Below are 13,890 nucleotides of genomic sequence, written 5' to 3' on the forward strand. Positions count from 1 at the left end.
GTGCAATTGTCCGATTCGGGAACAGTTGCGATGCTGCGTGCCTAGCGGCGGGACGAGACCGTGACCGTGAACTTGGTGTTGCGGCCCACCTGGTGGGTCTGGCCGACGATGCGGGTCAGCGCCGGGCGGTAGCCCAGGTGAGTGTTCCACACGGTCCAGAGTTCGCCGCCGGGGCGCAGCACCCGGGCGGCGTCCTCGAACAGCTTCAGGGCGATCCCGGCGTGCACCGACGAGCCGATGTGGAACGGCGGGTTCAGCAGGATCAGCCCGGCCGACGCATCCGGCTGCGCACTCAGGGCGTCGTCGCGCAGCACCCGCACCCGGTCGGCCACCCCGTTGGCCCGCATGGTCGCCGCCGCCGACGCCACCGCGGCGGCGGACTGGTCGGTCGCCAGCACCCGCAGGGCCGGGCGGGCCAGGGCCAGCTTGGCCGCGAGCACCCCGGTGCCGCAGCCCAGGTCGATCGCGTCGACGGCGTCCGGCTTCATCCGGTCGAGAAAGTCGAGCAGGTAGCGGGTGCCGATGTCGATGGTGGTGCCCGCGAACGCGGCGCCGTGGGCGCAGACCGTGAGGGCGAGGTCGGCGTGTTCCACCGACCGCGGCCAGTCGGACTCCGCCGACGCCGGCCGGATCGGCTGCGTCGCCAGGAGTGCCCGTGACTTCTGCCGGGCCTGGCTCACGAACACGCCACCGAAGTGCCGGCGCAGGACCTCGTTCATCGCCACGCTCATGTGCTTGATCCGGCCGCCGGCGATCACGGTCACGTCCGGGGCGGCATGCCGGGCGATGGCGCCGGCCAGTTCGTCGAGCGCGGCCAGGCTGCGGGGCAGCTGCATCAGCACCAGCCGGGCGCCGCTGAACAGCTCCGCACCCAGCGAAACGTGCCGGTACGCCCCGGCCAGGTCGGCGAGGTCGGGATCCGTGCCCGCGAGGTCGGCCGCGTTCAGGTCCAGGGCATGCTGCCCGGAGAGGCCGTCCTGGTACACCCGGATGCCTGCGGGCGCGCCGAGCCGGTCGCCCAGCTGCGCGGCCGCCGCGAGGGTCAGGGCACCGTAGTGGTCTTCGAGCACCACGACCTCGCCCGGGCCGGCGCCGGCCAGCGACGCGGCGGCCTCATCGAGGATCAGGCGGTCGCTCGCGTCGACGGCGAAGAGGTTCGCCGCCTCGACATCGGGCCGGCGTCGCAGGCGCTCGAACGGAAATTCAGGCATCCGCTCAGAATAGTCGCCACGACGGCCGGGAACTCGAGCGGCTCGGGAGCCCCGCCGCGGCGTGGGACAATAAGAGACCCCTGCTCACCGAACCGACACGGAAACCGCAACCCTATGGCCCACAACCTCAGCGACCTGCAGATCGCCCGCCTCGTCGGGCCGCAGGCGTACTCGCGCGGGGTTCGGTATGCCAAGGAGGGCCGGGTCGAGGACCAAACCTGGCAACTCGGCGGTAGCCGGCTGCTCGGCACGGTCGGTGGAACCCAGGCGCGGCCCTACGACGTCACCGTCACGTTCCAGCAGGATGCCAGCGGCACGGTCGTGCGCGCATCCGGCACCTGCAGCTGCCCGGTGGGCCTGAACTGCAAGCACGTCGTCGCACTGCTGCTGGCCAGCCGGTCCACCGCCGCCGACCTGGCCCGCGCGCCGCACACGGCCGAGGCCCAGCGCGCCCGCACCGCCGCCCCGGCCACCTGGCAGAGCGCGCTGGCCCCGCTCACCCGCGCCCCGGAGTCCGAACCCACCACGGGCACCGCCCTCGCCCTGCAGTTCGAACTGCTGCCCCCGCCGCGCGCGGCACGCCTGCCCACTCCCACCATCTCCCTCGCCCGACTGGGCGTGCGGCCGATGGTGCGCGGCAAGAAGGGCAAGTGGATCCGCGGCAACCTCACCTGGGACAACCTGGCCTACTCGCGCGGGATGCTCAACCGGGCCCAGCTGAGGGTGCTCACTGCCATCTTCGAGCTGTACTCCTCCGGGCAGCGCTACCACGTGACCACCGACCCGTGGCTGCATCTGGACGGCTTCGCCAACCGCGCGCTGTGGGGCCTGCTCGGCGAGGCCCAGGAGGCCGGGATCCCGTTCATCGGCACCACCCCGGGTCAGGACCCGGTGCTCGTTTCCGCGGAACCGGCCGAACTCTCCCTTGACATCAAGCGCGACGAGAACGGCCTCACCCTGTTCCCCACCATCTCGCTGGACGGCCGGGCCCTGGACCGCAGCGCCCTGGGCTACATCGGCGACCCCGCGCACGGCCTGTTCACCTGGGCCGCCGACACCGCCGACCTGCGCCTCACCATCGCCCCGCTGGCCCGGCAGGTCGGCCGCGACCTGCGCGTGCTCGCCTCCGCGCACACCCCCATCACCGTGCCGGCCGACGAAGAGAGCGTCTTCCTCGCCGACTTCTACCCGTTCCTGCGCGGCCAGCTCTCGCTCACCAGCACCGACGAGTCCTTCGACCTGCCCGACACCGCCCGCCCGGTGCTGGCGCTGTCGATCATCGCCCAGGCGGATGCCCGCATCACCCTGCACTGGGACTGGCACTACACCGGCGGTGCCGGCGGCTCCGGTGAACCCGCCATTGCGCCGCTCCGCGGTCCGGCCACCAGCGACGCCCCGGCCGGCTACCGGGACGCCGCCGACGAGGCCCGCATCCTTCATGCCGTTACCGGCATATTCCAGTCGTTCCCCGCTCACCTGCCCGCCTTGTTCGCCGCAGAGCTGCCGGGCCAGCCCGCCCCGGCCCCCACCATCGCCGGGGCACCGGACTCCCCCGGCCTGCTCCGCGCCGACGCCACCCTCGACGGCGCCCGCATGATCGAGTTCCTCGAGGCCGTACTGCCCGTGCTCGAGGCGGCGGACGACATCCTGGTGCAGTTCGTCGGCGACGCCCCCGAGTACCGGGAGGCGGCCGCACCGCCCCTGCTCACCTTCGCCACCTCAGCCCGCTCCGAGAGCCGGGACTGGTTCGACCTGTCGGTGCGGGTCACCGTCGACGGTGACGACGTACCCTTCGACGAGGTCTTCCGGGCACTGGCCACCGGCCAGGAACTGATGATCCTGCCCGACGGCACCTACTTCAGCCTCGACCGGCCGGAGCTGCAGCAGCTGCGCCGCCTCATCGAGGAGGCCCGCGGGCTGCAGGACTCCCCGAACGACTCCCTGCGCATCAACCGCACCCAGTCCGACCTCTGGGAGGAACTGCAGGACCTCGGCACCGCCGAGGCCGAAGCCGCCGCCTGGCGAGACACCCTCGCCGGCCTCGCCGACGGTGCCGAGATCGCCACCCGGCCGTTGCCGGCCGCTGTGAACGCTTCCCTCCGCCCATACCAGCAGACCGGGTACGACTGGCTCGGCTTCCTGCACGACACCGGCCTCGGCGGCGTGCTCGCCGACGACATGGGCTTGGGCAAGACCCTGCAGGCCATTGCCCTCATCGTCGACGCCCGCGAGCGGCAGACCGACAAGAAGCCGTTCCTCGTCGTGGCGCCCACCAGCGTCGTGCACAACTGGGCCACCGAGTGCGCCCGGTTCGCGCCCAGCCTGTCGGTCGCCGCGATCACCGAGACCACCGCCAAGCGCGGCGCCTCGCTCGGCCACGCCGTGGCGACGGCGGATGTCGTGATCACCTCATACACGCTGTTCCGGCTCGACTTCGACGAGTACGACGCCGTCAGCTGGGCCGGCCTGCTCCTCGACGAGGCGCAGTTCGTGAAGAACCACAAGTCCCGGGCGCACCAGTGCGCCAAGCGGCTGCGGGCCCCGTTCAAGCTCGCCATCACCGGCACCCCGCTGGAGAACAACCTGATGGAGCTGTGGAGCCTGCTCTCCATCACCGCGCCGGGCCTGTTCCCCAACGCCGCCCGCTTCTCCGAGTACTACCAGCGGCCCATCGAGACCCAGGCCGACAATGAGCGGCTCAGCCAGCTGCGCCGGCGCATCCGCCCCTTCATGCTGCGCCGCACCAAGGACCAGGTGGCCAGCGACCTGCCCGCCAAGCAGGAGCAGGTGCTGCAGCTCGACCTGCACCCGCGTCACCGCCGGGTGTACCAGATGCACCTGCAACGCGAGCGGCAGAAGGTGCTCGGCCTGCTCGGCGACCTCAACCAGAACCGGTTCGAGATCTTCCGGTCAATCACCATGCTGCGCCAGCTCAGCCTGGATGCGTCGCTGTACGACGACAAGTACTCCGACATCCCGTCGAGCAAGCTCGACGTGCTGATGGAGCTACTCGAGGACGTGGTGGCCGAGGGGCACCGCACCCTGATCTTCAGCCAGTTCACCGGCTACCTTGCCAAGGTGCGTGCCCGCCTCGACGGTGCCGGCGTGAGCTACTCCTACCTGGACGGCCGCACCCGCAACCGTGCCGCAGCGATCGACGACTTCAAGAACGGTGACACCTCGGTGTTCCTGATCAGCCTGAAGGCGGGTGGGTTCGGCCTCAACCTCACCGAGGCGGACTACTGCATCCTGCTCGACCCGTGGTGGAACCCCGCCGCCGAGGCGCAGGCCGTCGACCGGGCGCACCGGATCGGCCAGACCAAGAACGTGATGGTCTACCGGCTCGTGGCCACCGACACCATCGAAGAGAAGGTGATGGCGCTCAAGGCCGTCAAGGCCAAGCTGTTCGACAGCGTGATGACCGACGGCGCCACCCGCGGCACCGGCCAGGGGCTCACCGCCTCCGACATCCGCGAACTGCTCGAGTAGCCCGCCCGTGACAGACACGCCCGCCCCCTCCGAGGCGGACCGGCCGGGCGACGCCCGCGAGCGGATGAAGCAGGCCGCGCAACGCGCGCACCGCAACCGGTCGGTGCGCGCCTCCGCCCGGATCGGGCTGCTCGCCAACGGCCTCGTGCACGCCCTGATCGGCGGGATCGGCCTGCAGATTGCGAACGGCGGGGCCGGCGAGGCCGACCAGCTCGGCGCGCTCAGCGCCATCGCCACTCGCCCGGGCGGCCTCGCCGTGCTCTGGCTGTCGACCGTGGCGCTGTGGGGCCTGGCCCTCTGGCAGGGCACCAACGCCGCGTTCAGCGTCGCGCCCAACCGGCGCATCCTGGTGTTCCGGCGCTCGCTCAACGTCGGCAAGGCGCTCGGCTTCGCCCTGCTGGGCACCGTCACGTTCTGGGTGGCGCTCGGCGCCCGCGCGGGCGGCGCGGAGAGCGTGCGCCGCGCCGACGCCGCCATTGTGGAGAGCCCGATCGGGTTGTTTCTGCTCCTCGCGGTCGGCACCACGGTGGGCATCATCGGCGGCGGCCTGGTCTGGCGCGGGGTGCGCCGCAACTTCCGCGAGGAGCTGCGTTACCTGTGGGGTCCCACTAAGGTGATCGTGCTTACCCTGGGGGTCTTCGGCCACACCGCGAAAGGTGTCGCTTTCCTGGTCACCGGCGGGCTGCTGGTCGCCGCCGCGGTGTTCGCCGACTCCCGCTGGGTGGGTGGCCTCGACGCCGGGTTGCGTTACCTGCTCACCCTGCAGTCCGGCCCGGTGCTGCTGAACATCGTCGCCGCCGGCCTCATCGCGTTCGGGCTCTACCTCGTGGCCCGGGCGGCGTTCCTGCGGCACTAACTGTTCCCCGTCCGGACATTTGGTCCCGGCACACCGGGCGCAAATGTCCGCATTGGCAACAGTTAGCCCCTCGGTCGCGCAAAGGCTGGGAGTTGGGTGCGCAGCCGCCAGACTGCTTCGATTTCGAAGTAATCTGTGGGCATGAACATTCGCGAGATTCCCCTCACCGCCGCCGACGGCTCCACCACTTCGCTGGCCGAGTACGCCGACAAGGTCGTGCTCGTTGTCAACGTCGCCTCCCGCTGCGGCCTCACCCCGCAGTACGAGACCCTCGAGCAGCTGCAGCGCACCTACGCCGACCAGGGCTTCACGGTGCTCGGCTTCCCCTGCAACCAGTTCGCCCTCGGTGAGACCGGGTCCAGCGAGAAGATCCAGGAGTTCTGCTCCACCACCTATGGCGTCACCTTCCCGCTGATGGAGAAGACGAAGGTGAACGGCGGCTCGCAGCATCCGCTCTACGCCGAGCTCACCCAGACGCCGGATGGTGCGGGCAAGGCCGGCAAGGTGAAGTGGAACTTCGAGAAGTTCGTCATCTCCCCCTCGGGCTCCATCAACCGGTTCCGCCCCACCACCCTGCCGGATTCCCCCGAGGTGATCGCGGCGATCGAGTCCGGCCTCGCCGAGGTCCCCTCCGCCGCCTAACAGCCGCTAACTGTTCCCCGTCCGGACAAATGGTCCCGGCACACCGGGTGCAATTGTCCGGAACGGGCACAGTTGCAGGGTTTACGACGGCATCACGCCGTAGGACGCGGCGCTGTGCATCTCGATCGCCACGTACGGTTCGTCGCCGATCACGCGGGCGTTGTGCCCGGGCGGGATCAGGTACGAGTCGCCGGGCTCGATGCTCGCGCTGGTGCCGTCCTCGAGGGTCGTTTCGAGCTTGCCCGAGATGCAGTACCCCACATGCAGCAGCTGGCAGGAATGGGTGTGCACGACCGGCTTGATGTCGTCCTCCCAGGTCCAGCCGGGTTGCATGGTCATGCGCCCGATCGAGAACTCGTCCAGGTGCACGAGTTCCAGCAGTGTCTTCTCGGGCGCGCGGCGTTCGTCGGGCGAGGAATGCGATTTCACCTGCAGGGTGTGCGTGACGGTGGACATGGGTCCCTCCCAGCTCTGATGGGCCGATCGAGGAGGCTCCGGCACGCGGCCCACTGTCGTGCCCGGCCTGTGACCGAGCCAGCGTAAACCCGGTGTGCGGCGGCTGATAGCCCCGCCCGAACCCTGGCTTCGCCCCGGCGTAATCTCCCGGTGACAAACACGGCACTGAGGCGAAATGCGCCGCTGTTCGACTACTCACAGGTGATCGGAACGTTCGATCGCTGTCCGGGTGGGCTCGTGTTCCGTGCGACTCCACCACACGTACCGAACGCAGGCAGGAAGGCACCACAGTGTTTCACATGGGATGGTTCCTCGGTATGGGCTTCGGCTCCTACGGATGGAACAAGCAATGGTCCGGCAACGCAGGAAAGGACATCGCGAATCCCCAACTCTTCATCGACATGGCGACGTCCCTGGAGCGGGCCGGTTTCGATTACATGATGATGGAGGACTCCTCCGTCATCCCCGACACCTACCGTGGCACGCTCGACGAGTCCCTCCGAGCCGGCATCGTGCGAATGGACCCGATGCCGCTCATCCCGCTGCTGGCGGAGCGCACGAAGCATCTGGGCATCATCGCCACCGCCGCGACGACGTTCTATCCCCCGTTCCTGGCGGCGCGCCTGTTCAACACCCTCGACCACCTCACCAACGGCCGGGTCGGCGTGAACCTCGTCACCGCCTCCCCCGACGCCGCGGCCCAGAACTACGGCTACGAGAAGCACTTCGAGCACGACGAGCGCTACCTGATGGCGGATGAGTGGGTGCGCGCCGTCAAGTCCCTCTGGGACACCTGGGAGCCCGGCTCGCTCCTGCTCGACGAAGCCACCAACACCTTCGCCGACCCGAGCAAGGTGCACCACGCCAACTTCGAGGGCAAGTACTACCGCACCCGCGGCCCGCTGAACACGGTGCCGTCGCCGCAGGGACATCCGATCATCTGCCAGGCGGGCGGCTCACCGGCCGGCATGGCCTTCGGCGCCAAGCACGCCGACACGATCCTCGCGTCGGTCGATGGCCCCGAGGCCATGCGCAAGTACCGCGAAGACGTGCACGCGCGGATGATCCTGGAGGGCCGCGACCCCTCCGATGTGAAGATCATGTTCCTGGTCGACCCCATCCTGGCCGACACCGACGAGGAGGCCGACGAGCGCCGCCGCCGCCGCGACACCGTCGCCGCCGGCGCGGTCGACGCCGCCCTGATGCGCATGTCGTACATCTCGGGCCTGGACTGGTCCAAGTTCGACCTGGACGCCGAGATCCCGGACATCACCGGCCAGCACAACGGCCATCAGAGCGTGGTGGATGACTTCATCAAGGCCTCGAAGGGCAAGATCCTGCGGGATGCCCTGGCCGGCCAGCGCCGCGGCACCGAGTCCGTAGACATGTGGGGCTCCCCCGCCACCGTCGCGGCCAAGATGGACGAGGTCATGCAGGAAGCCGGCGGCGACGGGTTCCTCATCGCACTGCCCGTCACCCGCAAGAACATCACCGAGGTCTGCGACGGACTCGCCCCCGAGCTGCGCAAGCGCGGCCTGATCCGGGACGGGTACGAATTCGACACCTTCCGCGAGAACCTGTTCGCCTTCTAGGTCCGGACGTTCCCGGCCCCGCTGCCCTCCGGCAGCGGGGCCGTTGTCGTTTGTGTTGTCAGTTCGTCGTCAGCAGTCGCGGATCGGCGAGTCCCGCGTCGACGACCTCCCGCTCGCCGAGCGGTTGGGACAGGGTGACCGTGAACGGCGTCGCGGGGTTGGACGGGCAGGCGTTGATGCCGCCGCGCGGCCGCACTCCCAGCACCAGGCTCACCCGGTCGTCGCTCTCCTCGAGGCTCACGATTTCGATCCGTCCCTCCGCATCGTCGCCCGAATTGCAGGTCTCCTCAGTCACGAGAAGATGCAACTCCTGCGACAGGGCGTCCGGCGGTGTCTGGAGCTCGATCGCGGGGACAGTCAGGTCACCCAGGTCCACGGTCAGCGCACACGCCCCGCTCGACGCCCCGTACCATCCGGGCGTGAGATTCGTCGCGTCGTCCACCCAGGCGACCGTCTGCACCTCATGGTCGGGGACGATTCCGCCGTACGCCGGATCCTCCACCACGTCCACGTCGCGCATGACGCCAACGAGGTCGTCCGTCGTCGTCGCCACGTACCAGTCCTCCTCCGGCGGAAGGTCGATCGGGCTGCCGTCGTCCCACACCGCCTCCGCGAGCGCGATCCGCCCCCGTTCACCAATGGCGCTGAGCGGTATTCGCGCCTCCACGGCGTCCCGCGAGATCGGCAATCCGCCGCACAGGTAACCGTCACCGGCAACCGAGGGGGTCGGTGCGCTACCCGGCGCCGGATCGGCAACGGACGCCGCGCATCCAGCCACGGCGAGCGTCGTCAGCGCGACGCCCAGGAGACAGGACACAGTCCTCTTCATCCGGGCCCTCCTCTTGGCTGATTAACGTCCGCCTGATTCGTTCGTTATTAGAGAGTGTCCGGAGCGAGCGGATGGGTTCCCGTCGCCGCGGATTACCGGAGGACCCCGGCGCCCAGGGCGATGTCGAAGCCGGCGCCGTTGCGGGCCAGGCCCACCAGGAGGATGCCGGCCCACTCAAGGGCGTGGGTCATCTCGAGCCCCCCGGCGTCGAGGGGCTGCATGCCCAGGCTCTCCACGAACGCCGCGAAACGTGCCTTCGCCTCGGCGCTGCCGCCGGCGAAGAACACGTCCACGGGCTTGTCTTCAGCAAGGACGCCGCCAAGGATCGTGTTGAACGCCTTCACGACGTGGGCGCCCTCGGGGGCGACCGCGGCGATCTGCTGCGACACCGAGTTGCCCGGGGTGGTCACAAGTCCCGTTCCGTCGGCGTTGAACGAGTTGGTGATGTCGACGAGGGTCTTCCCGGCCAGCGCATCGCCGTAGTGCGCGACGACGTCGACGGCGCCTTCGTAGAGGACGGCGACGATGACGATGTCACCCGCCGGCCGTGCACCGAACGTGCCGACGGTGGCCCCGTGGCCGATCTGGTCGGCAAGCGCCTGAGCCGTGGCGGTGTTGCGGCTCATGAGTTCGATGGTGTGGCCGTGCTTGGCCGCGCGGGTGCCGATGGCGGTGGCCATGTTGCCCGAACCGATGATGCTGATGGTGGTCATGGCGTGAGTTCCCTTGTCTTTGGATCAGTTGGTCGTGCGGGCGTGCTGGCAGGGTTCGCCGGCGACGATGGCAGATCGTGCGATCTATGTACACCGATCTGCGTACGTAACGTATCGGCCGGGGCCGCCGGGCGCAAGTTATGCACACCGATCGGTACCGAAGGCGGCTAGACTGGGCAGATGACGGAGTTGGAAAAGGGGCCGCAAGGCCTGCGCCGCGGCAGGGGCGCACGCGAGCGCATCCTCAGCGCATCGCAACAGTTGTTCCCCGATCAAGGCATCAACAGCACCGGCATGGACCAGCTCTGCGCCGTGGCCGGAGTGTCCAAGCGGACGCTCTACCAGCACTTCGCCGGCAAGGACGAGGTCATCGCCGAGTACCTGCGCCGATTCGATCCCGACATCCTCCCCGAGGTCTTCGACCGCACCGACCTCGCCGCCCGCGAACGACTCCTCGCCATCTTCGACATCCACTCGCCCCTGTGCCCGTTCATCGGGGCGGCCGTCGAGATCCAGGACCCGGGCCATCCTGCGCGCGAATACGCCCGCACCTACAAACAGGACTTTGCCGCCCGGCTCATCAACACCGCCCGCGAGGCCGGCGCCACCGACCCCGAACAGCTCGGCGAGCAATTGGCGCTGCTCCTGGACGGCGCCTCGGCCCGCAGCCGAGTCCTCAACACCGACACCTTCGCGACCGCCGCCGCCATCGCAGCGGTCCTCGTCGACAACGCCATCCCCACCACAGCGGACCCAGCCGCGTAGGTTCACTTCGGCGTCGTGTCGTGGCCGGCAGGCCCGGATGCGAGGATGTTCCGGTGAAGAAAAACAGCAGCGCGCGCCGGCCGGACGTCGCGACGGTAGAGCTGGTGGGCGGCACCGAACCACTCAGGCTCGAGCTCCACAGCTATGACGAGCGGTGGCCCGACCTCTACCTGGAGCACCGGCGCCGCATCCTGACCGCTCTCGTGTCGGCGACCGTCGGCGTCGAGCACATCGGCTCCACCGCCGTCCCCGGGCTGGCGGCGAAACCGATTATCGACATCGTGGTCACCGTCGACGACATCACCGCCGAAGAGGACTACCTCGACGCGCTGCTGGCCGCCGGGTATGAATTGAGAACCCGCGAGCCAGGGCATCGTCTGGTGCGCACGCCGACCCGCGACGTTCACGTGCATATCTATCAGCAGGGCGACCCTGCGGTGGTCGACTACCTGCTCCTCCGGGATTGGCTGCGTTCCAACGCGGACGATCGCGCCCTCTACGAAAGCACCAAGAGGTCGTTGCTCCACAGCCGATGGGACGACATGAACGCCTACGCGGACGCCAAGACCGACGTCATTCTCGCGATCAAAGCGCGAGCGAGAGCTGCCCGCGGGTAGGGTGCTGAGTCGAAGGCGAACCAGCCTGACTGGATGAGGCGGAACCCCGGAGACCGCGCCGGACATTCGTTGATACACGCCTCTAGCGACGGGGTTGGAGTTCGCAACAATGAAGAAATCCGCTTCCTGGGTAGTCGTCGCTGCACTGACGGCACTCGCGTTGTCCGGTTGCGCGGCAGCTTCCGCTGCGGGCATTGAGCCGACCGCGGCCTCGACTGCCGACCAACTCACGACTGCCGAAATCGAAATCGCAGCCATTCCGAACGAAGAATTCGCCACGGCTGTGGGTCCAGTCTTGGAGTCGTTCCCAGATGACTACGCATTCTTCTACTTCGACAGCGAACATAAGCCCGTCATCGGTTTCGCCGATGACGCGGTACCCGCGGTCCTGGATGCGGTCAACTCAACGGGGCAGCCGGCGCGGATCATTGAGCATGCCGGGTTCACCGATGCTGAATACACCGCAGCGGCCGACCAGCTCGTCGCTGACCTGCACGCCACCTGGCCCGAGGATGTTCCCTTCCCGATGATCGGTGAGCGACCAGACTTCGGTGTCGGCGTGATTGGCGTCATCCGGATTGCCGATGAGGGCAGCCCGGATGCGACCCGGGTGATCCACGAGTCGACCAGGTTGATCCACGCGGCGGATGTCGAGTCACCGTTCTCAATTCAGATCGATGAGAAGATTTTCGGGCCAGGCACAGCGGCCACCTCGATCCACCGGTAGGGGGTGCTCTGGCGAAACGGATCAGGCCGCTGCCGGGTCCTCGCGGAGGACCGGCGCGGTGGCGGCGACCGAGGCCGACGCGGGCAGCCGGCCGAAGAGGGCGTGTGACGCCGTGGCGAACGCCCACACCGTCACCATGATCGCGGCGGCGGGGAAGGCCGCCGCCCACCAGCGACCGCTCAGGGCGTCGTTGGTTCCGCCGGAGAGCATCGTTCCCCACTCCGGCGTCGGCGGCTGCAGGCCCACACCGACGAAGCCGAGCGAGGCGGTGAGCAGGATGCTGGTGGCGAAGAGGTAGGCCATGTTCTCCAGCGCCGCCCAGATCGAGTTCGGCAGCACATGGCGCACGAGCAGGCGCGCCTCGCTCTGGCCGGACATCCGCGCCGCGTCGAGGTAGGCCTCCCCCCGAACCCGGAGCACCTCCACCCGCACCAGCCTCATCTGCACCGGGGCGAGCACGAGCGCCATGGCCACGGTGAGCGACGGGATCGAGGCGCCGAAGAACGACACCACGACCAGGCCGATCAAGAGGCCGGGGACCGCCTGGATGAGGTCGAAGGTCCGCGTTCCGGAGCGAGCGGCCAGCCCGGCCAGCCCCTGGGCGTGTTCATTGCTGCCGAGAACGAGCCCGGCGGCGATTCCGATGACCGTGCAGAGCAGTGCCGCCGCGATCGCGATCGTGAGGTCGTAGCGGGTGCCCCAGATGACGCGGGAGAAGATGTCGAGCCCGGCGCTGTCGGTGCCGAAGAAGTGCGCGAGTGACGGCGCCTCCGATGCCGGGCCGGTGACGCGGTCGGGAGCGTACGGCGCGAAGAACGGCGCGACGATCGCCACCAGGACGATGATCCCCGCCGGAATGAGGGGAAGGATCCTGATCTTCCGCCGCGGGAGACGCCCGGCGGCAGCACGCCGGCCGACCGGGGCCGGGCTGGTGCGGGCCGGGCTGGTCTGGGTGGGAGCGGTCATGCGGCTTCTCCGGTTCCTCCCGGGCGGCGCCGGGGATCGATGAGCATGGTGACCAGGTCCACGAGCAGGTACACGACCAGGGTGAGTCCGGCAATGACGAGGAGGAAGCCCTGCATGGCCGGGTAGTCGTTGGTCTGCACCGCCTTGACGGCGTACTGGCCGACCCCGGCGAAGCCGAAGAGGGTCTCGAGCACGATCGCGCCGCCGACGAGGTAGCCGAACATCTGCCCGACCATTGTCACGACGGGCGGAGCCGCGCGGCGGTAGATGCTCTTGAGCACGGTACGACGGCTCGCGCCGGTCGACAGCCTGAAGTGGGTGGCGGGGTCCTCGACGGCATCCTGCAGGCTCGAGACGAGGATGCGGATGACCACCGCCGACTGTGCGGCGGTGAGCACCAGGATGGGGATGAACAGGTGCGCCGCCATCGAGAGGGTGCCGGGCCAGTAGGCCTGGATGATGGTGTCGAGGAACGGGAAACCCGTGATCGTCACCTCCTGCGGCAGGTCGGTGGAGAGCCGGCCGAGGGGCGCGGGGGCCCAGTGCAGCACCGTGTAGAAGAGGAACAGCCCGGCGACCGCGAGCACGAACTCCGGCAGTGCACCGGCGGCCCTGGCGTACGCGGTCACGATCTTCGCGACCCAGGTGCGCGGGTGGAACACGGCGATGTGACCGAACACGGCCGACACGATGACGGTCACGAGCAGACCCTGCACGGCGAGTTCGATGGTGCTGGGCAACAGCTCCGCCAGCTCCGTCGCCACGCTGGCACCGGTCTGGATCGAGGTGCCGAGCTTGAGCTGGAACAGGTTGGCGAAGTAGTTGCCGAGCTGGTGCCAGACCGAGCCGTCGAGCCCGAGGCTCTTCTGCATCAGGTCGTACGCTTCCTGCGTGTAGTTCGGGCCCAGCACCGAGATGATCGGATCACCCGGCACGAGCCGCAGGATCACGAACGTGACCAGGGTGAACACGGCCAAGTGCAGCGGCAGGAGCGCGAGGCGGGTCATCCACCAGCGCTGATGGCGAA

General features: G+C 68.9%; 13 protein-coding genes. 7 read left to right on the plus strand and 6 right to left on the minus strand.

What is annotated here, in order from left to right:
- Nucleotides 1-41 precede the first annotated feature (41 nt).
- The gene (locus ACU5E9_RS11915) at nt 42-1,211 is read right to left on the minus strand and encodes a class I SAM-dependent methyltransferase (RefSeq protein WP_456810130.1); all 1,170 of its coding nucleotides are present in this window, start codon (nt 1,209-1,211) and stop codon (nt 42-44) included.
- Between the two features lie 114 nt (nt 1,212-1,325).
- Here ACU5E9_RS11915 and ACU5E9_RS11920 point away from each other — a divergent pair, with 114 nt between their 5' ends.
- From ACU5E9_RS11920 to ACU5E9_RS11930, 3 genes are all read left to right on the plus strand, one after another.
- Complete coding sequence (locus ACU5E9_RS11920) at nt 1,326-4,700, plus strand: DEAD/DEAH box helicase (RefSeq protein WP_456810131.1); 3,375 nt, start codon at nt 1,326-1,328, stop codon at nt 4,698-4,700.
- A 7-nt stretch (nt 4,701-4,707) separates the two neighbouring features.
- On the plus strand, nt 4,708-5,556 hold the full coding sequence (locus ACU5E9_RS11925; RefSeq protein ID WP_456810132.1) for a DUF1206 domain-containing protein: 849 nt from the start codon (nt 4,708-4,710) through the stop codon (nt 5,554-5,556).
- 141 nt (nt 5,557-5,697) lie between these two features.
- The gene (locus ACU5E9_RS11930; protein ID WP_456810133.1) at nt 5,698-6,198 is read left to right on the plus strand and encodes a glutathione peroxidase; all 501 of its coding nucleotides are present in this window, start codon (nt 5,698-5,700) and stop codon (nt 6,196-6,198) included.
- A gap of 81 nt (nt 6,199-6,279) precedes the next feature.
- On the opposite strand, the gene ACU5E9_RS11935 is transcribed toward ACU5E9_RS11930, so the two are convergent.
- Nucleotides 6,280-6,654: a cupin domain-containing protein gene (locus ACU5E9_RS11935; RefSeq protein ID WP_456810134.1), complete on the minus strand. Its 375-nt coding sequence runs from the start codon at nt 6,652-6,654 to the stop codon at nt 6,280-6,282.
- A gap of 299 nt (nt 6,655-6,953) precedes the next feature.
- Here ACU5E9_RS11935 and ACU5E9_RS11940 point away from each other — a divergent pair, with 299 nt between their 5' ends.
- Nucleotides 6,954-8,246 (plus strand): NtaA/DmoA family FMN-dependent monooxygenase, encoded by a 1,293-nt coding sequence (locus tag ACU5E9_RS11940; RefSeq protein WP_456810135.1) that lies wholly within the window; start codon nt 6,954-6,956, stop codon nt 8,244-8,246.
- Nucleotides 8,247-8,304: 58 nt separating this feature from the next.
- On the opposite strand, the gene ACU5E9_RS11945 is transcribed toward ACU5E9_RS11940, so the two are convergent.
- Both ACU5E9_RS11945 and ACU5E9_RS11950 read right to left on the minus strand, forming a co-directional pair.
- Nucleotides 8,305-9,075 carry a hypothetical protein gene (locus tag ACU5E9_RS11945; protein WP_456810136.1) on the minus strand — a complete coding sequence of 257 codons (771 nt, stop codon included), beginning with the start codon at nt 9,073-9,075 and terminating at the stop codon, nt 8,305-8,307.
- A gap of 92 nt (nt 9,076-9,167) precedes the next feature.
- Nucleotides 9,168-9,788 carry an NADPH-dependent F420 reductase gene (locus tag ACU5E9_RS11950; RefSeq protein WP_456810137.1) on the minus strand — a complete coding sequence of 207 codons (621 nt, stop codon included), beginning with the start codon at nt 9,786-9,788 and terminating at the stop codon, nt 9,168-9,170.
- A gap of 180 nt (nt 9,789-9,968) precedes the next feature.
- On the opposite strand from ACU5E9_RS11950, the gene ACU5E9_RS11955 reads away from it, so the two are divergent.
- The 3 genes from ACU5E9_RS11955 to ACU5E9_RS11965 all read left to right on the plus strand — a co-directional run bounded on the left by ACU5E9_RS11955 (nt 9,969) and on the right by ACU5E9_RS11965 (nt 11,897).
- A complete protein-coding gene (locus tag ACU5E9_RS11955) occupies nt 9,969-10,553 on the plus strand; it encodes a TetR/AcrR family transcriptional regulator (RefSeq protein ID WP_456810138.1) in 585 nt (194 codons plus the stop codon).
- Between the two features lie 53 nt (nt 10,554-10,606).
- Nucleotides 10,607-11,170 carry a GrpB family protein gene (locus tag ACU5E9_RS11960; protein WP_456810139.1) on the plus strand — a complete coding sequence of 188 codons (564 nt, stop codon included), beginning with the start codon at nt 10,607-10,609 and terminating at the stop codon, nt 11,168-11,170.
- 109 nt (nt 11,171-11,279) lie between these two features.
- A complete protein-coding gene (locus ACU5E9_RS11965; protein ID WP_456810140.1) occupies nt 11,280-11,897 on the plus strand; it encodes a hypothetical protein in 618 nt (205 codons plus the stop codon).
- Between the two features lie 21 nt (nt 11,898-11,918).
- On the opposite strand, the gene ACU5E9_RS11970 is transcribed toward ACU5E9_RS11965, so the two are convergent.
- Together ACU5E9_RS11970 and ACU5E9_RS11975 are read right to left on the minus strand one after the other, a co-directional pair.
- Nucleotides 11,919-12,863, minus strand: a complete 945-nt coding sequence (locus ACU5E9_RS11970) for an ABC transporter permease (RefSeq protein ID WP_456810141.1) — start codon at nt 12,861-12,863, stop codon at nt 11,919-11,921.
- A complete protein-coding gene (locus ACU5E9_RS11975) occupies nt 12,860-13,870 on the minus strand; it encodes an ABC transporter permease (protein WP_456810142.1) in 1,011 nt (336 codons plus the stop codon). Before ACU5E9_RS11975 ends, ACU5E9_RS11970 begins: the two co-directional genes overlap by 4 nt.
- Nucleotides 13,871-13,890 lie beyond the last annotated feature (20 nt).

The sequence above is a fragment of the Cryobacterium sp. AP23 genome, from assembly GCF_054075385.1.